The organism is Saccharopolyspora sp. NPDC003752 (assembly GCF_053605825.1).
The window spans coordinates 1-17,227 of record NZ_JBSGJZ010000017.1; the positions used below are offsets into that span (position 1 = coordinate 1).

Annotated in this window: 18 protein-coding genes; 13 read left to right on the forward strand and 5 right to left on the reverse strand. The window is 71.0% G+C overall.

The features are described from left to right. The 6 genes from ACWEV3_RS22365 to ACWEV3_RS22390 form a co-directional block, all read left to right on the forward strand. Positions 1-120: Fe-Mn family superoxide dismutase (locus ACWEV3_RS22365; RefSeq protein ID WP_452615923.1), on the forward strand; the 120-nt coding region annotated here is incomplete at its 5' end. A gap of 255 nt (positions 121-375) precedes the next feature. Further along, positions 376-1,698: a sensor histidine kinase gene (locus ACWEV3_RS22370; protein ID WP_452615768.1), complete on the forward strand. Its 1,323-nt coding sequence runs from the start codon at positions 376-378 to the stop codon at positions 1,696-1,698. A 75-nt stretch (positions 1,699-1,773) separates the two neighbouring features. Beyond that, positions 1,774-2,187 (forward strand): roadblock/LC7 domain-containing protein, encoded by a 414-nt coding sequence (locus ACWEV3_RS22375; RefSeq protein WP_358394275.1) that lies wholly within the window; start codon positions 1,774-1,776, stop codon positions 2,185-2,187. Further along, entirely contained in the window at positions 2,187-2,546 is a 360-nt protein-coding gene (locus tag ACWEV3_RS22380) for a DUF742 domain-containing protein (RefSeq protein WP_452615769.1), read from the forward strand. The genes ACWEV3_RS22375 and ACWEV3_RS22380 overlap by 1 nt, the downstream gene beginning before the upstream one ends. 43 nt (positions 2,547-2,589) lie before the next feature. Beyond that, entirely contained in the window at positions 2,590-3,126 is a 537-nt protein-coding gene (locus ACWEV3_RS22385) for a GTP-binding protein (protein WP_452615924.1), read from the forward strand. Then, a complete protein-coding gene (locus tag ACWEV3_RS22390) occupies positions 3,123-4,355 on the forward strand; it encodes a cytochrome P450 (protein ID WP_452615770.1) in 1,233 nt (410 codons plus the stop codon). Before ACWEV3_RS22385 ends, ACWEV3_RS22390 begins: the two co-directional genes overlap by 4 nt. A 206-nt stretch (positions 4,356-4,561) precedes the next feature. On the opposite strand, the gene ACWEV3_RS22395 is transcribed toward ACWEV3_RS22390, so the two are convergent. Both ACWEV3_RS22395 and ACWEV3_RS22400 read right to left on the reverse strand, forming a co-directional pair. Next, a complete protein-coding gene (locus ACWEV3_RS22395) occupies positions 4,562-5,257 on the reverse strand; it encodes a response regulator (protein ID WP_452615771.1) in 696 nt (231 codons plus the stop codon). After that, on the reverse strand, positions 5,254-6,825 hold the full coding sequence (locus ACWEV3_RS22400) for a sensor histidine kinase (protein ID WP_452615925.1): 1,572 nt from the start codon (positions 6,823-6,825) through the stop codon (positions 5,254-5,256). Before ACWEV3_RS22400 ends, ACWEV3_RS22395 begins: the two co-directional genes overlap by 4 nt. A 706-nt stretch (positions 6,826-7,531) precedes the next feature. On the opposite strand from ACWEV3_RS22400, the gene ACWEV3_RS22405 reads away from it, so the two are divergent. Continuing rightward, positions 7,532-7,828 (forward strand): hypothetical protein, encoded by a 297-nt coding sequence (locus ACWEV3_RS22405; protein ID WP_452615772.1) that lies wholly within the window; start codon positions 7,532-7,534, stop codon positions 7,826-7,828. Between the two features lie 28 nt (positions 7,829-7,856). Here the strand turns inward: ACWEV3_RS22405 and ACWEV3_RS22410 are convergent, their stop codons facing one another. Next, complete coding sequence (locus ACWEV3_RS22410) at positions 7,857-8,549, reverse strand: SDR family NAD(P)-dependent oxidoreductase (protein WP_452615773.1); 693 nt, start codon at positions 8,547-8,549, stop codon at positions 7,857-7,859. A gap of 204 nt (positions 8,550-8,753) precedes the next feature. On the opposite strand from ACWEV3_RS22410, the gene ACWEV3_RS22415 reads away from it, so the two are divergent. The 6 genes from ACWEV3_RS22415 (at position 8,754) to ACWEV3_RS22440 (ending at position 15,290) form a co-directional block, all read left to right on the forward strand. Further along, positions 8,754-9,116, forward strand: a complete 363-nt coding sequence (locus ACWEV3_RS22415) for a winged helix-turn-helix transcriptional regulator (protein ID WP_452615774.1) — start codon at positions 8,754-8,756, stop codon at positions 9,114-9,116. Between the two features lie 114 nt (positions 9,117-9,230). Continuing rightward, entirely contained in the window at positions 9,231-11,135 is a 1,905-nt protein-coding gene (locus ACWEV3_RS22420) for a primary-amine oxidase (protein ID WP_452615775.1), read from the forward strand. 85 nt (positions 11,136-11,220) lie between these two features. Beyond that, positions 11,221-11,607, forward strand: a complete 387-nt coding sequence (locus ACWEV3_RS22425; RefSeq protein WP_358572664.1) for a YchJ family protein — start codon at positions 11,221-11,223, stop codon at positions 11,605-11,607. Positions 11,608-12,009: 402 nt separating this feature from the next. Further along, positions 12,010-13,620 carry a DHA2 family efflux MFS transporter permease subunit gene (locus ACWEV3_RS22430; protein WP_452615776.1) on the forward strand — a complete coding sequence of 537 codons (1,611 nt, stop codon included), beginning with the start codon at positions 12,010-12,012 and terminating at the stop codon, positions 13,618-13,620. Positions 13,621-13,792: 172 nt separating this feature from the next. Then, positions 13,793-14,536 (forward strand): MerR family transcriptional regulator, encoded by a 744-nt coding sequence (locus ACWEV3_RS22435; RefSeq protein ID WP_452615777.1) that lies wholly within the window; start codon positions 13,793-13,795, stop codon positions 14,534-14,536. A 127-nt stretch (positions 14,537-14,663) separates the two neighbouring features. Beyond that, positions 14,664-15,290 carry a hypothetical protein gene (locus ACWEV3_RS22440; RefSeq protein ID WP_452615778.1) on the forward strand — a complete coding sequence of 209 codons (627 nt, stop codon included), beginning with the start codon at positions 14,664-14,666 and terminating at the stop codon, positions 15,288-15,290. 134 nt (positions 15,291-15,424) lie between these two features. Here the strand turns inward: ACWEV3_RS22440 and ACWEV3_RS22445 are convergent, their stop codons facing one another. Together ACWEV3_RS22445 and ACWEV3_RS22450 are read right to left on the reverse strand one after the other, a co-directional pair. Next, positions 15,425-16,624, reverse strand: a complete 1,200-nt coding sequence (locus ACWEV3_RS22445) for an MAB_1171c family putative transporter (protein ID WP_452615779.1) — start codon at positions 16,622-16,624, stop codon at positions 15,425-15,427. Next, on the reverse strand, positions 16,621-17,178 hold the full coding sequence (locus ACWEV3_RS22450) for a M48 family metalloprotease (RefSeq protein WP_132490478.1): 558 nt from the start codon (positions 17,176-17,178) through the stop codon (positions 16,621-16,623). The genes ACWEV3_RS22445 and ACWEV3_RS22450 overlap by 4 nt, the downstream gene beginning before the upstream one ends. Positions 17,179-17,227: the final 49 nt, after the last annotated feature.

Here is a 17,227-nt window from a genome sequence, read left to right on the forward strand (position 1 = left end):
CAGTACCGCAATGTGAAGGCGGACTACGTCAAGCACCTGTGGAACGTCGTCAACTGGGACGAGGTCTCCAAGCGCTTCGCCGACGCCCGCGCCGGCAAGAACGGCCTGCTCCTTCCCTGACGGGCATAGCGGGACGGCGGTTCCGGGGCCGTGCGTGCTTTGTGTCGCCATAGCGGCACAAACCACGCACGGCCCCGTCGTGCGTCCGGCCCCGTGGCATCCGGTTCTGGAAATGTCATCCAACTGTGAGTTATCCGAATGCAGGCTCGGATACGATCGTGGACCAATGGCGAGTCCGCCAGCTCAGCCCTGCTACCGACCGGCCACTTAGGACCTCATTTGATGCCGACCCGCGTCTCCGTTCACCGTCGAGGAGTGCGGCTGCCGCTGCTCGCTTTTCCGGCCGCACTGGTCGTCACCGGCGGCGCCTGCCTGTGGGTGTCCCTCGCCGCACCGGTCGGCAGCCAGGCGCTCGTGGCCTGGTACGGCGGCGTCCTTTCGTTCCTGCTGTCCGCCGCGATCGCCGTCGCGATCCGCGGGGCGCAGCTTTTGCGCCAGGCGCGGGCGGATTCGGCGGCGCTCGACGCGGAACACGCCCGGCTCGCCGGTGAGGCGCTTCCGGTCCTGGCGCACCGGATTCGCGGCGGCGTCGCCGCGGACGCCGCTGCCGCCGAAGCGGCGCCGTCCTTCGGCATCGCGCACCAGCGCGTCATCCGGGCCATGGCGCAGGAAGTCGCCACCGGCGAACGCATGCGCGCCGCGGCCATGGCCACCTGCGCCAACGCGGCCGGTCGCATGCAGGCGCTGGCGACCAGCACGCTCGCCGACCTCCGCGAGATGGAGAACCGGCACGACGAGGACGTGCTCGCGGACCTGCTGAAGCTGGACCACAGCACGGCGCAGGCCGGCCGGCTCGCGGACAGCATCGCGGTGCTGACCGGCGCCCGCTCCGGCCGCCGCTGGACCAAGCCGATCGTCATGGAGAGCGTGCTGCGCGGCGCGATGGGCCGGATCAGCTCCTACCAGCGGGTCCGGCTGCATTCCACCAGCACGGTCGCGGTGGTGGGTTACGCCGCGGAAGGCGTCATGCACGCGCTCGCGGAGCTGATGGACAACGCCACCCGCTTCTCGCCGCCGGCGGAGGAGGTCCACGTCTACGTGGAGGAGCTCCACACCGGCGTCATCGTCACCATCGAGGACAGCGGCCTGGTCATGAGCCCTGCCGCACTGGCCCGCGCCGAGCGCGCCGTGTCGGCGGAACCGCTGGACCTGGCCGCGATGTCGGGCACCCGGCTCGGGCTCGCCGTGGTGGGCCAGCTGGCCCGCAAGCACGGCCTGACCGTCTCCTTCCGGTCGTCCTCGCGCGGCGGAACCGGCGTCGTCGTCCTGATCCCGCGGCAGCTGATCACGCAGCCCCGGCCGGAACCCGCGCCCGCCCCGAGGCAGGAGTCGGAAGCCCCCACGATCACCACAGCGCCGGTCGCGGCCGAAAGCGCCGATCCGGCACCGGAAACCGGCGAGCCGAACGCGCTGCCGAAGCGCCGCCGCGGCAAGACGCTGGCCGCGGCGCGATCGGCCGCCACCGCGCCGGAGGAGTCCGAGCCGCCCCGGCCGCGCCCGGACGCCGGGGCGCGGTTCGGCGCCTTCCGGAACGCCCGCCGCGATCCACCGTCCACTTCGGACGACGACTCTCGATGACGGCCTGACCGCCTGGACAACGGATTGGAGGCGCGGGTCGGTGCCGGGATCCCGGAGCACCGCCCCACAGCTGCGATGACCACGACAACTCGCGACCTCGATTGGTTGCTGGAGAACCTGCTGGAGCGGACGCCCGGCACCCGGCACGCCCTGGTGCTGTCCAAGGACGGTCTCAAGCTCTGCCACACGCCCGGCCTGTCGGTGGACCAGGCGGACCAGCTGGCCGCCATCGCCTCCGGCATCCAAAGCCTGTCCTACGGGGCGTCGGTCGAGTTCGGCGACGGCAGCGGCGGCGTCCGGCAGTCCATGACCGAGTTCTACGGCGGCGTGCTGTGCATCGTGGAGGCCGGGGTCGGCGCGCACCTCGCCGTGCTGGCCGCCGACGACGCGGACGTCGGCGTCGTCGGGCACAACATGAACGAGCTGGTGGAGCAGATCGGCGAGTACCTGAGCTCCCCGCCGCGCGACGACGACCCGGCCGAGGCGTGATGGCCAGGCGGTTGGTCGACGAGGAGGACCCGGACCGGCTCTACACCGTCACCGGCGGGCGCAGCCGGCCCACCGAGGACACCTTCGACCTGGTGACGCTGATCGTCAGCGAATCCGATCCGACCCCGGGAATGCAGTCCGAGCACGCCAAGATCCTGCGGTTGTGCCGTGAGCCGGTGGCGGTGGTGGAGCTGTCCTCGGACCTCGGGCTGCCGGTGAGCGTGGTGAAGATCCTGCTCTCCGACCTGCTCGACATGGGCAAGATCACCGCCCGCCACCCGTCCTCGAAGCGCGTCGAGGCGCAACTGCCCGCCCCCGAATTCCTCAAGCAGGTGCTCGTTGGACTCCGGAACATCTAGTCGCGTCCCGCTTCGCGACACCGCCGCGGACGGCTTGAAGATCGTGATCGTCGGCGGCTTCGCCGTCGGCAAGACCACCATGGTGCGCTCGGTCAGCGAGATCCGGCCGCTGAGCACCGAGGAGACGATGACGCAGGCCGGCATCGGCATCGACGAGACCGGCGGCGTCGGCGGCAAGTCGACCACGACGGTCGCGTTCGACTTCGGCCGCATCACGCTGGACGAGCGCCTGGTGCTGTACCTGTTCGGCGCTCCCGGCCAGGAGCGGTTCTGGTTCGTGTGGGACCAGCTGTTCTCCGGGACGCTCGGCGCGGTCGTGCTGGTGGACGGCCGCCGCCTGACCGATTCCTGGTACGCCATCGACCGCCTCGAACACCACGGCATGCCGTTCGTGGTCGCCCGCAACAACTTCGGCGAACCGGAGCACAGCCCGGCGCAGGTGCGCGACGCGCTCGACCTGTCGCCCGAGGTGCCGCTGATCGACTGCGACGCCCGCGACCGGGAGTCCAGCAAGGCCGTGCTGGTCGGGCTCGTCGAACACCTCCACGCCCTGTCGACCGCCCGGGAGGCCACGCGGTGACCAGCCCCAACAAGTCTTCGGCGGACGAGGACACGCACGCCGGGGCCGCGACGTTCTACGGTCCGCGGTTCCAGAACAACCCCGAGGAGGTCTACCGGGAGTTGCGGCGCGAGCACGGCACCGTCGCGCCGGTGCTGCTCGAAGGCGGCGTGCCGGCGTGGTGCGCGCTCGGCTACCGCGAGGTCCACCACGTCACCAGCAACCCCGACCTGTTCGGCCGCGATTCCCGCCGCTGGAACGGCTGGAACTCGGTGCCCCCCGACTGGTCGCTGCGGCCCTACGTCGAGCCCCAGCCGTCGGTGGTCTTCACCGAGGGCGAGGACCACCGCAAGCGCGGCGGCGCGCTGGCCGAAGCGCTGGCCGATGTGGACGAGTTCGACCTGCGGTCGCAGGTCGAGCAGATCTGCGACGGCCTGATCGACGGCTTCGCCGGCCGCGGCGAGGCGGATCTGATCGCCGAGTACACGCACCAGATCCCGCTGCTGGCGCTGCTGAAGATCTACGGGCTGCCGGACGAGGAGGCTCCGACGCTGGTCCGGGACGTGGCGCTGTCCGCCGAGGAGGGCGACGAGGCGGTCCGGGCGCACGAGCGGGTCGTCGCGCGGATGCTGGCGCTGGCGGGGGAGAAGCGCGAGAACCCCGGCCGCGACGTGCCCTCGTTCCTGCAGGCGCATCCGGTGGGGTTCACCGACGAGGAGATCGCGGCGGACCTGTTCATCACGATGGGCGCGGGCTATCTGACCACTTCGGACTGGATGGGCAACACCATCCGGCTGATGCTCACCGACGAGCGCTTCGCGGTGACCCTCGCGGGCGGCCGCCGCAGCGTCGGCCAGGCCCTCAACGAGGTGCTGTGGGAGGACACCCCGACGCAGAACTTCGTCGGGCGCTGGGCGACCCAGGACACGCGGCTGGGCGGCAAGCGGATCCGCAAGGGCGACCTGGTGGTGCTCGGGCTGGCGGCGGCGAACACCGACCCGCAGGTGCGGCCGGACTCCTACGCGGGCGCGGCGGGCAACCAGGCGCACTTGTCGTTCAGCCACGGCGAGCACGGATGTCCGTTCCCCGCGCAGGAAATCGCGCGGATCATCACGACGACGGGCATCGAGGTGCTGCTGGACCGGCTGCCGGACGTGGCGCTGGCGGTGGCGCCGGAGGGCCTGGTGTGGCGCCCGTCGGTCTGGATGCGGGGCCTGACGGCCCTACCGGTCACCTTCACCTGGTACTGACCGCAGAGGTGTGCGGTACCGCCGAGGGGCCTTCCAGCGCGTTCTCCGTGCCGACGCGACTACCAGCCCCCTGCAGGACCGCAATTTCAATGGAAATCAGAGGTTCGATTTCCATTGAAATTGCGGGAGTTGTCCACAGCCTCCGGCGTGTCGTTGGCCGACACGCCGGAGGTGCGCAGTTTCAATTGAAACTGTCGGTGTCGGGTTCAGCGGGTCCAGTGGTAGCGGCGTTCCGGGCGGCCGGTGCCGCCGTAGCGGAGGCGGACCTCCGCGCGGCCTGAGGCCACGAAGTGCTCCAGGTACTTTCGCGCGCTCACGCGGGAAACGCCTGCGGCGTCCGCGCATTCCGCCGCCGACACGTCGCCGTCGGTCGCGGTCGTCTCGCGCAGGATGCGCTCGACGATCTGCGCCGTCTCGGTGGCCAGCCCCTTCGGCGGCGCCGCTCGGTGGGTCCGGGTGCCGAAGATCTGGTCGACGTCCTGCTGCGCGGCGGGGGAGTCGCCGGGCAGTCCGCTGAGCTTCTGGTGCAGGGCGCGGAAGTTCTCCAGCTGGTCGCGCAGCGCCTCGTAGCTGAAGGGCTTGATCAGGTAGTGCAGCGCCCCGCCGCGGATCGCGCCGCGCACGGTGTCCAGGTCGCGGGCCGCGGTGATCACGATGACGTCGGGGTCCGCCGACGGGCGAGCGGTGCTCGCGCGCAGCTCCCGCAGCACCGAGAGGCCGTCCATGTCGGGCAGGTAGATGTCCAGCAGCACGAGCTCCGGGCGCAGTTCGTCGACGGCGCGGATCGCGTCCGCACCGGTGTGCGCCACCCCGACGATCTCGAACCCGTCGACGCGAGCCACGTATCCACTGTGGATCTTCGCGACCATGAAGTCGTCGTCCACCACCAACACCTTGATCACGATCCCGGCCCTTCCAGCGGCAGCCGCGCGGTGAACACCGCGCCGTGCGCGTTGTGCACCTCCACCGAACCGCCGCGACGATGACAGATCTGCCTCGTCAACGCCAGACCCAGGCCGCGTTCGCCGCCGCGCGCGGCCTTGGTGGTGAAGCCGTGCCGGAACACCTCTTCGACGATCTCGGCGGCCACCCCGGGCCCGGAATCCCGCACCACCGCGGTGACTTCGTCGGTGCAGCGCAGGTCGATCTCGATCCACCGGTCCGCGTCGGCCGGACCGGCTTCGAGGGCGTCGAGCGCGTTGTCGATCAGGTTGCCCAGCACCGTGACGAGGTCGGCGGACAGCTCTTCGTCGATCTCCGGCAGGTAGCTGCCCTCGTTCAGGCGCAGGCCGACGCCGCGTTCGGCGGCGAGGCTGGCCTTGGCGATCAGCAGCGCGGCGGTGGCCGGGTCGTGGACCCGCGCGGTGACCTCTGCGTGCCACTGCTCGCGGGTGTGGCTGATGCGGTGCACGTAGCGCTGCAGCTCCTCGTACTCGCCCAGCTCGACCAGCCCGGAGATGATGTGCAGCCGGTTGCTGAACTCGTGCGCCTGGGCGCGCAGGGTGTCGGTGGTGTCCCGGTGCACCGCGAGCTCTCGTTGCAGGTCCACGAGCTCGGTGCGGTCGCGCATGGTCACCACGGCGCCGACCGACGAGATCGGCATCCGGTTGAGCACCACGACCTTGCCGCGCCGCAGCACGATCTGGTCCACGCCGTCGGTTCGGCCGGTGAGCACGTCGCGGGCGCGGTCGTTGAGGTCCAGCGAGTCGATGTCGCTGCCCACGCAGTCCGCCGGCAGCGACAGCAGGCGGCGCGCCTGGTCGTTGACCAGCGTGATGCGGTTCTGCTCGTCGACGCCCAGCACGCCTTCGCGGACGCCGTGCAGCAGGGCCTCGCGGTGCTCGACGAGCCGGGTGATCTCCTGCGGTTCCAGGCCGAGCGTCTGCCGCTTCACCCGCCGGGCGAGCAGCACCGATCCGGCGATGCCGAGCACGGTGGCGAAGGCCAGCAGGGTCAGCGGGTTCTCCGGCGCCTGGCGCAGTCCCTGCAGCAGGTCCGGGGGATTGCGGCCGGCCGCGACGACGCCGAGGACGCGCGCGTCCTTGGAGATCACCGGCACTTGGGCGACGAGCGAACCGGCGCCGTCCAGCTCGATCTCGCCGACCCACGAGCGGCCGCCCAGCGCGGTCTCGGACTTCGGCAGCAGCTGCCCGCGCTGGCCGGGATCGGGCGAGGTGAGCACGATGCCGCGCTGGTCGGTGATGATCACGTAGTCGGCGCCGGAGAGGTTGCGGGTGCTCTCGGCGAAGATCGGCAGCGTGTCGCGCTTGTAGGGGTCTTCGAGGCTGACGCGCACCCCGGAGGTGGCGGCGAGGTCTTCGGCGACCGACAGCATCTTGCGGCCCTCGGTGGCGCGGAACGCGGCGTCGGTCTGCGCGACGGAGAACACCGCGATCGAGGCGAGCAGCAGGACGATGATCAGCAGCTGCCACCCGAGCAACTGCCGAGACAACGATCCCTGCACCCGCAACACCGCGCCCGCCTCCTCCACCGCCGGTTCGAACGTTAACCGCCGGGGTTCGGCGAACGCGCGGCACCCCGCCATCGCCGCAGGTCAGCGATCGATTTCCGGGTGTGATCACCGGGTGCGCCGCTCGCGGAGCGCTTCGGTCGCGCCCGACGCGCTCCAGCAGCAGGCGGGCGAATTCCAGCCGTTCCCGCTCGGGCCGGTCCCCGGGTGATGTGCTCGTGCGCTTCGCGCTGCTGCCGCCGGAATCGGTCCAGCAGCTCGGCGCCGTCCGGGCCGGTTCGCCACCGCTCCCGGTTACAAAAGTGACAAAAGTTTCGTTATGTACGCAACGGCGACAGTGCGGTGGTGGCGCGGCAGCATGGCATCACTCGGCTCTCGACCGCGGCGACGAACTCCCCGTGCACGCAGTGCGTTCGTCTCCGACGGCGGGTCCTCCGGCCGACGAATCCCGGGTGATTCCGCGGCGCGGTGCGCAGGCCGCGGAATCGCGGGAGGAGGAACGGGTGGACACCTGACACCCCCAGGTACCCACCTCGTGGTGGCCCGGTCGCACATCCCCCGGCGACCGGGCCACTGCTTTCCCTCCGGGTGCGGCTCGTCCCCCGAACTCGGGAACCGGTTGCACGGCACGGTGATGCATCCGGCGGTGGTGATCGAGTTGTGGTGGCGTCTCCCACGGCAATGCCCGACTCCAGGGAGGTTTTCCATGCGTCGTCCACTCATCACTGCGCTGCTCGGCGGTCTGGTCGTATTGGGGGCGTCCGGCACCGCCGTCGCGGCTGAAGGGACCAAACCCCTCGGGCTGGACAAGGTCCTCACCGCGACGGTGCTGGACGCGTCCTCGCACGACGGGGAGTCCCACGACGGAACCGCGCACACCACCACCTCGTCGCCGGACGAATCCGAGCCTCAGACCAAGCCGTACCCCAAGCCACAACCGCCGACCAAGCCCCAGCCCCAGTCCGAAACTCAGCCGCAGTCCGAAGCTCAGCCGCAGGACTAGCACCCGGGACCGCGTCGCGCCCGGTCGGCTACGGGCGCGGCGCGGCGGTGCTCCTGACGAGCGATTCGAAGGCCGCGACGTCGCCGATGATTTCCTCGGCCCGCTCCGGGGATTCGTACAGTCCGAAGTAGCGTTCGCCCACCTCGGCGGCGTTTTCTGCGGTGACTCCGGTGGCGATCGTGACCGCCGCGGCGTGGACCCCCTTCGGTGCGAGCTCGATGTGCAGCGCGTGCGCCCAGTTCCGCAGGCCCGCCATCGCCAGCCCCACGTTGCCCAGGAAAGGCGCGGGCACCAGCGACGACACCCCGGTGGTCAGCAGCAGCGATCCGCGGCCGCGCACCACCATGCCGGGGAGCACGTGGCTGACGGCGGTGACGGCGCCCAGCGCGCACAGCTCGAACTGCGCGCTCGCCGCATCGGGATCGGTCTCGGCGGCCGAGGTGATCGGCGCTTGCGGACCGGGGCTGTATTCGAGCACGTCGATCGGCCCGAGCGCGCGCTGCGCTTCGTCGAGCGCGCCGGTCAGCGCGTCGCGGTCCCGCACATCCGCCGGGTGCGCGGTCGCGGTGATGCCGCTGCTCTCCAGGTCCCGGACGGATCCGGCGAGCCGCGCCGCGTTCCGCGCGATCAGCCCGACCCGGAACCCGCGCCTGCCGAACGCCCGCGCGACGCCCATCCCGAGCCCCGGCCCGGCCCCGACGACCACCAGATTCTTGTGCACCAGCTTCCCTTTCCGCGTCACCGCTGGTCACCGGCCGGATGCTCGTCGTGCCGCGATGGCAGCACGAAGCACACACGGCCGCCCGCCAGCGGGAACGGCTGAACTTTCCAATGCTTATCTTTTGTGCGCAGGCACATCATTTGGTACCAACGGAGTCGGCACAAGACGGCACATTCCTGTCGGTGACGCACACGGAGGTAACCATTGACCCGCGCCGATGCAGTGGAAGCAGCGGCCTGCCAGGAGGTGCTGGGAATCCTGGCGCTGGTCGGGGACAAGTGGAGCCTGCTGGTCGTCGGGCAGCTCCGGGACGGGCCGCTTCGCTTCGGCGAACTGCACCGCGCCGTTCGCGGCATCTCGCAGCGGATGCTCACCCTGACGCTCCGCAAGCTGGAACGCGACGGCCTGGTCAGTCGCTCCGTGCACGCGAGCGTGCCGCCGCGCGTCGACTACGCGCTGACCGAGCTCGGCGACTCGCTGCTCGGCCCGGCGCTCGCGCTCGGCGAGTGGGCGATCGACCATCGCACCGAGATCGTGGCCAACCGGCTTCGCTACGACGCGCGCTGAGCCGGCCGGCGCGGTTGCGACGATCCGGTGATCGTGGTGATCCGCTGGACGAACCCCCCTGCGCCAAGGGAATCTGGGGCGGTCCGGGGCGACCGAGACTGGAGAGGGCAGGCGATGACGAAGCATCCGCTGGAACCGTTGAGCTCCGACGAGATCGTGCGCAACCGCGAGGTCCTGCAGGGCGCGGGACTCCTGCGCGATTCGATCCGGTTTCCCCTGGTGCAGCTGGAGGAACCGGCGAAGGCCGTGGTGCTGGCGGGCGGCGACTTCGACCGCCAGGTGCGTTCGGTGCTGCTCGACACGAAGACGGGTGAGCTGACCACCACCGTGGTGTCGCTGACCGGCGATCGGGTGGTGGAGCGGCACACCGTCGACCCGGTCGAGCACGGCCAGCCGCCGGTGATGCTGACCGAGTACGAGCTGGTCGAGAAGATCGTGCGCGCCGACGAGACGTGGCGGCAGGCGATCCGCGACCGCGGCATCGACGACATCGACGAGGTGCGGGTCTGCCCGCTGTCCGCCGGCTGGTTCGGCGTCGCCGAGGAGACCGGGCGCCGGATGCTGCGCGCTCTGGCATTCGTGCAGAACGACCCGGACGAACTGCCGTGGGCGCACCCGGTGGACGGGCTGGTGGCCTACGTCGACGTCATCGAGCAGCGCGTGCTGGAGGTCGTCGACGACCGCCACCTGCCGGTCCCGGCGGAGAGCGGCAACTACCCCGACCAGGAGCTGTTCGGCCCGCAGCGCGACACGCTGAAGCCGATCGAGATCACCCAGCCCGACGGCCCGAGCTTCGCCGTCGACGGTCACGAGGTGCGCTGGGAGAACTGGCGCTTCCGCGTCGGTTTCGACCCGCGCGAAGGCCTGGTGCTGCACCAGCTGTCGTTCCGCGACGGCGACCGGGAGCGGCCGGTGATCTACCGCGCCTCGGTCGCCGAGATGCTGGTCAACTACGGCGATCCGGCCCCGGCGCGGTTCTGGCAGAACTACTTCGACTCCGGCGAGTACTCGCTGGGCAAGCTCGCCAACGAGCTCACCCTCGGCTGCGACTGCCTCGGCGAGATCCACTACTTCGACGCGGTGGTGGCGCAGGAGGACGGCGCGCCCCGGACGCTGCGCAACGCGGTGTGCATGCACGAGGAGGACTTCGGCGTGCTGTGGAAGCACACCGACGTGTTCACCGGATCGGCCGAGACCCGGCGGCAGCGGCGGCTGGTGATCTCGTTCTTCAGCAGCGTCGGCAATTACGACTACGGCTTCTACTGGTACCTCTACCTGGACGGCACCATCCAGCTGGAGGTCAAGGCCACCGGCATCGTGTTCACCTCGTCCTACCCGGCGGAGGGCTCGCGCTGGGCCAGCGAGCTCGCCCCCGGCCTCGGCGCGCCGTTCCACCAGCACCTGTTCAGCGCGCGGCTGGACATGATGGTCGACGGCACCAGCAACGCCGTCGACGAGGTGCAGGCGAAGCGCGAGCCGATCAGCGCGGAGAACCCGCACGGCAACGCCTTCACCCGCAGCGTCACCCGGCTGGCGCGGGAGAGCGACGCCGGACGGGAGGCCGACCCGGCCGGCGGGCGGGCCTGGCACGTGGTCAACACCGAGCGCACCAACCGGCTCGGCCAGCCGGTCGGGTACGCGCTGCACCCGCAGGGCTATCCGGTGCTGCTGGCGGATCCCGGTTCGTCGATCGCGAAGCGCGCCGAGTTCGCGACCAAGCACCTGTGGGTCACCCGGTACGCGGCGGACGAGCGGTACCCGGCGGGGGAGTGGGTGAACCAGAGCCACGGCGGCGCGGGCATCCCGGCGTTCACGGCGGAGGACCGCGGCATCGACGGCGAGGACATCGTGCTGTGGCACACCTTCGGCCTGACGCACTTCCCTCGCGCGGAGGACTGGCCGGTGATGCCGGTGGACGTCTGCGGCTTCACCCTCAAGCCGGTCGGCTTCTTCGACCGGAACCCGACGCTCGACGTCCCGCCCGGCAACGGCACCGCGTCGCACTGCCGCGAGAGCTGACCGGGGGCGTGAGTGCGGAAGCCGGTTCCTACCGGTTTTCGCACTCACGACCGCCGGCTCCCCGCGCTGATGAGAAGCTGTCGGGGTGAGCACCCCCAAGCGATGCCCCTGCGGCCTCGGCGAACCGTTCGCCGAGTGCTGCGCCCGCCTGCACGCCGGCGAGCGCCGCGCGGCCACGGCCGAGCAGCTCATGCGCTCGCGGTTCAGCGCGTTCGCGGTCGGCGACACGGCCTACCTGCTGGCCTCGTGGCACCCCTCGACCCGGCCGGACTCGCTGAGCCTCGATCCCGACCAGCGCTGGGTCCGCCTCGAAATCCTCGACCGCACCGGCGGCGGGCCGTTCGACGCGGAGGGCACGGTCCGGTTCGAGGCGCACTACCGCCTGGGCGGGCGCGCCGGAGTGCTGACCGAGGACAGCCGCTTCGTCCGCGAGGACGGGGCCTGGTTCTACGTCGACGGCGACCACGACTGACCGCAGTTTCCGCAGTTTCAATTGAAACTGCTAGGCTCCGCGTCGACATCTCACCGTGGGCGCCTCCCATCGTGGACGGTAGCCTCGCCGATCAGCTTTCCTCGCGTCCGATGACGCGAGAAAGGTGGGAGTCACACCACATCGCAGCAAGGTGTTCTGAGATGGTTGTGACAATCGGGCGAGCAGACCTGCGTTCTGCCTTCGAATCACCGCATTCCGGCTCTCCGCGCGCCGAACTCGGCGCAGCGTCCGGCAATCCTCCGAAACCCGGGTTCTAGGGCGTCTCCGCGACGTCACCGGAACGCCCACATTTCCCGGACCGGTCATGGGATCCGGGTCCGAGGCCGCGCGCTTCGGCTCCCGGATCGCCGACCGGTGCCCGAATTCTCGGAGGTAATCGGAGTGCTGGAGAACAATTCCGCCGACCGGCCAGCGGCGCGACGCCCGTGGCTGGTGCTCGGCATCCTCTGCGTCGGCTTCTTCATGTCGTTGCTGGACGCGACGATCGTCAACATCGCGGTCCCGACGCTGATCGACGGCATCGGCGCCTCGTACGACCAGGTGTTGTGGGTGATCGATGCCTACCTGCTGGTCTTCTCAGCGCTGTTGATCACGACCGGACGGCTCGGGGACACCTTCGGGTACCGGCGCCTGTTCCTGATCGGCATCGCCGCCTTCACCGCCGCATCCGCGCTCTGCGGACTCGCGAGCACGCCGGGACAGCTGCTCGGCGCGCGAGTGCTGCAGGGGCTGGGCGGAGCGCTGCTGTTCCCGCAGGTGATCTCGTCGATCCTGACGATCTTCCCGCCGCGGATGCGCGGCCGGGCGTTCGGCGTCTTCGGCGCGATCGCGGGTCTCGCGCCGATCCTCGGCCCGGTGTTCGGCGGGTTCGTCGTCGCCCACCTCGGCTGGCGCTGGATCTTCTTCATCAACGTCCCCATCGGGGTGGCCACCGCGGTGCTGGTCCTGGCATTCGTCCCGGAGCTGCGCGTCGCACGCCCGCACAAGATCGACCTGGTGGGCGTCGTGCTCGCCACCGCGGGCCTGAGCGGGATCGTGTTCGGCCTCATCGAGGGCGAGCGCTACGACTGGGGAACGATCAGCGGGCCGATCGGCATCCCGTCGGTCATCGCGGCCGGCGTCGTGCTCCTGACGCTGTTCGTCGGCTGGCAGCACGTTCAGCGCGGTGAGCCGCTGATGCCGCTGGGCCTGTTCGCCGGACGGAACTTCGCGGCCGGGAACTGGATCGGCTTCGTCTTCCAGCTGGGCATGATCGGCACCGCGTTCGTGCTCGTCCTCTACCTGCAGATGGCGCAGGGGTATTCGCCGCTGGAAGCGGGTTTCGTCCTGCTGCCCAATGCCGTTCTCACCGCGATCGGCTCGGCGTACGCGGGGCGGCTGGCCGACGAGATCGGGGGCAAGCGCGTCCTCGCCGCGGGGATGATCACGCTCGCGCTCGGTCTGGTGGTCATCGCCGCGATGGCGGGGCCGGACTCCGGAGCCTGGCCGCTCCTGCCCGGCCTGCTGATCATCGGCATCGCCAGTGGCGCGACGTTCGCGCCGTTGCAGCAGGTCACCATGGACGGCGTCGATCCCAGGTTCGCGGGTGCGGCATCGGGGGTCGCAGGCACCACGCGGCAGGTCGGCGGGGTGCTGGGCACCGCGTTGGTGGGCGCCGTCCTGGCCTCCTGCCTGAACTCGGCCCTGCGCGGCGAAGCGGAGCTGCGCGCGGACCAGTTGCCCGCGGGGTTGCGCGCGCAGTTCGTCGAGAGCGCGGTGGCCGGGGGAGGGCGGTTCAGCCCGCCCTCGGTCCCGGCTGGTCTGTCACCCGAGGACGCCGCCCTCTTCGCGCGGCTGGGCCAAGAGGCGTTCGCGGTGGGGTTCGTCAACGCGATGCAGGTGGTGCTGCTGGCGTCTGCCGCGGTGCTGGTGGTAGCCGCGTTGTTCTGCTTTGCGCTCAAGGGGAACGACCGAGCTCCGCGAGGCGAAGCGGCCAAGGCGGACGCTGGCTGACGTCCGACGGAGCAGCGGGCGCGGCGGAGGCCACGCCCGCTGCCCGGCCGCGAGGGGATCGTGCTCGCGGCGCCCGTCGATCTCGCCCCGTCCGAAGTCGGCCGGTTCGGGCGACGCACGGGCGCGGCCCAGGTCGCGGCGCGGTTCGAACAGAGGAACTAGACTTCGTCGAGTGGCGGACTACCGGATCGACGATCTTGCTCGGGCTGCGGGCACGACGGTGCGCAACGTGCGCGTCTACCAGGACCGGGAGCTGTTGCCGCCGCCTCGCCGGGAGGGGCGCACGGCGATCTACTCCGACGCGCACCTGGTGCGGCTGCGGCTGATCATCAACATGCTGGAGCGCGGCTACGCGTTCGCGCAGATCAAGGAGATGATCGCGGCCTGGGAGTCCGGGCGCAGCCTCGGCGAGGTGCTCGGGCTGGAGGAGGTCGTCGGCGCGTCCTGGGCGGACGAGGCACCCCGCGCCGTCACGGTGGGGGAGCTGCGCAAGAAGTTCGGCAAGCAGTTCTCCCCGTCGAACATCAAGCGGTCGATCGAACTGGGCTTGCTGGAGCGGCGCGGCCGCAGCTTCGTCTCGCCGAGCCCGCAGCTGCTGGACGCCGGAGCGGAGCTGGTCAGCCTCGGCGTGCCGCTCAACGAGGTGCTGGACCTCGCCGAGCAGCTGCAGAAGGACATCGACCACGTGGCGGAGATCTTGGTCGAGGTGGTGCGCAAGCACGTGCTGACCCGCCCGATGCCCAGCGACGACGAGATCCCGTACTACTCCGACGTCCTGCAGCGGCTGCGGCCGCTGGTGATGTCCGCGCTCAACGCGGCCGCGGCGCGCTCGGCGGAGCGGGTCATCCCGGGCGTGCTCGGCGACAAGCTGGTGGAGCTGCTGGTGAACACCGGCAAGCCCAGCGAGGCGTCCTGATCGGCGTGGCCGACCGCTCGTGATCGGTTCGGATCGACATGGCGATCCGAAGTGCTCACGACGCACCCAGATCTGTCCCATGTGGACACCGGCGCGCGACGCCGTGACCTGAGCTCCAGAGGAACCCATGACCAACGCAGCACCCGAGACCGACCCCGTGCCGGCCCGGCCGTCCGGCAAGGACCGCGCGGCGCGCGTGCTCACCGAGGTCTTCGCGCCGTGGGTGATCGTCGTGCTGCTGCCGCTCGCGGTGGCCTGGCAGGCCACCCGCACCCTCGGCCCCACCCTGGGCTGGGGGCTGTTGGTCTCGGCCACCAGCAGCATCCTGCCGATGGGCGTGATCGTGTGGGGCGCGAAGACCGGGCGGTGGGACAGCCACCACGTGCGCGACCGCGCGGGCCGGTTCGTGCCGTTCGTCGCGCTGATCGTCATGAGCCTGATCGGGCTGGGACTGCTGGTCGCGTTCGGTGCGCCGTGGCTGCTGATCGCCCTGGACATCGCCATGATCGCCTCGTTGTTCGTCACGGGCGGCATCACGGTCTGGTGGAAGGTGTCCATGCACTCGGCGGTGGCCTCGGGCGCGGTGGTGATCCTCGCCGTGGTCTACCACCCTGCCTACCTGGTCCTGATGCTGGTGGTGGCGGCGGTCTCCTGGTCCCGCGCGCAGCTCGGCGACCACACGCCCGCGCAGGTCACCGTGGGAGCGGTCGTCGGCGCGGTCGTCGGCGGCGGCGTGTTCGCGGCGCTGGTCTGACAGCCCGCGCCGATTTCGCGCGAAATCACCACCTGGTACGCGTGGGTGTCGGCGATTTCGCGCGAAATCGCCGTTCGTCGTGCCTGGCCATGGCGGTTTCGCGCGAAACCGACGTCAGCCGGGCCCGGTCGCCGCTAGGGCGTCGGGTCCGGGAGGTCGGCGCGGGCGCGGTCCCGCACGGTCGACACGATCGGCGAGCACTCGAAAGCGCGGCCGACCTGGATCAACCAGCGCGCCTCGGTGTGCAGGTCGGCGGCCACGCCCCGGTAGGGCGCGGTGGCCTCGCCCGGTTCGGTGCGGTGCCGGTGGCCCGCGGCGTGCGCGTCCAGCGCGGCCGCCAGGCCGGCCGCCTCCACCACCTGGTGGGTCGCCCGCTCATCGAGCCCGGCCTCCTCGGCGGCCCGGCGGGCCCAGTCGCCCGCCTCGGGGTGGACGAAGGACCGCAGCACCAGTTGCGCGTCCCGGATCTCCACCACCCGCCGGTACAGCGCGAACTGCGCGTTCGAGGCGACCGCGCCTGCGGGCAGGGTGATCTGCGGCAGCTCGTCGGCCAGCCGCCGCCACAGCGGATGCAGCTTCCGGGCCTGGAACTCGGCGCGGCACCAGGTGATCGGCATCGCCACCCGAGGGCCCCAGACCGGCATCGTCGCCCCGACGGCCACCAGCGCCACGCACGCCCCGGCGCACGCGCCGCCCAACGGGTCCAGCACGCCCGGGTCGTGCCCGGCCACCGCCCACACCGCGGCGGCGATCTTGGTCAGCGCCCATCCCGCGGAAGCCACGCAGCCGACCTGGATCGTGCGCAGCCCGGCGCGCAACCAGCGACGGCTGCTCCGGGCGATGTAGTGGCGCAGGAACCACCCGAACACCGAGGTGGCCCACCCGATGTAGAGCGCGAACACGGTGACGTAGGCGGCCACCGCCGGGCGGTCGGCGAACGCGGACAGGAACTCGGGGTGGAACGGGATGCCGGCGGCGATCATCAACGCCGTCATGGTGGCCGCGGCGACGGCGGCCACCAGCACCTGGGCGCGCATCATCCGCCGCGCCCGCGCGCCGTCATGCACCAGGTGGGTCAGCAGTCCGTGGACGCACACACCGGCGACCATGGCCAGGATGTTGGCCACCAGCCGACCTAGGTTCGGCATCGGTTCCCAGGCGGACACCCAGAGCAGCGAGGCCGGGGCCACCAGGGCCGCCGACAGGCCGACGAAGCCGATCGCGCCGCACAGGTAGACCACGCTCGGCGTCAACGAGCGCCGGGACTGCACGAGTTTCGTGATCGCCGCCAGCACGGCAACGATCCCCGCGCCTTGCAGGACGATGCTGATCATCGGAGTTTCTCGGGCCCTCGGCGGCGTGCGCTGTCGAACGTCGCCTGGATCTGGCGGAGCGTGCGGCCGCTCTTCGCGTCGAGCTTGCGCACGCCGCGGATCGGCGCGGGCACGCGGCCCGCGCGGTACAGGTACAGGCTCGCCACCAGCTCCGCTTCCTGCTCGGTGGTGGCGTCGAACGCGGAGCGGCCCAGCACGCTCTCGACCAGCTCCCGCGGCAGGTCCGGCACCAGCGCGGCCACCATCGGCGAGTCGGCGAGCCTGGTGTCCGAGTGCCCGCACACCAGGTGGCCGACCTCGTGCAGGATGATGTGCTCCTCGTGCAGCGGGGTGCTGGTCACGTAGCCGATCACGTCCCGGTCGGTGAGCGAGACGAGCGCTCCGCAGGGGCTGTCGAAGTCCACGGTGGACACCTGGCGGAGCTCGATCGGCCGGCCGCGGGCCTCGGCCAGCTCGGCGATGAACGTCTGCAGGTCCCACGGCGCGGGCAGCGGCAGCGCGGCGGCCAGCTCCTGGCACCGCGCCGTCAGATCGCGATGGTCGGATCGTGTCACGTCCCGATCGTGGCTCACCGGCAGCACCAGCCGCGCGCAGCGGAACGAT

What these genes read in the sequence shown, in the direction of transcription:
- ACWEV3_RS22380 (WP_452615769.1), top strand. Translation starts at nt 2,187, where the DNA reads ATGGCCAGGCGGTTGGTCGACGAGGAGGACCCGGACCGGCTCTACACC.
- ACWEV3_RS22440 (WP_452615778.1), top strand. Translation starts at nt 14,664, where the DNA reads ATGACCAACGCAGCACCCGAGACCGACCCCGTGCCGGCCCGGCCGTCC.
- ACWEV3_RS22420 (WP_452615775.1), top strand. Translation starts at nt 9,231, where the DNA reads ATGACGAAGCATCCGCTGGAACCGTTGAGCTCCGACGAGATCGTGCGC.
- ACWEV3_RS22445 (WP_452615779.1), bottom strand. Translation starts at nt 16,624, where the DNA reads ATGATCAGCATCGTCCTGCAAGGCGCGGGGATCGTTGCCGTGCTGGCG.
- ACWEV3_RS22375 (WP_358394275.1), top strand. Translation starts at nt 1,774, where the DNA reads ATGACCACGACAACTCGCGACCTCGATTGGTTGCTGGAGAACCTGCTG.
- ACWEV3_RS22405 (WP_452615772.1), top strand. Translation starts at nt 7,532, where the DNA reads ATGCGTCGTCCACTCATCACTGCGCTGCTCGGCGGTCTGGTCGTATTG.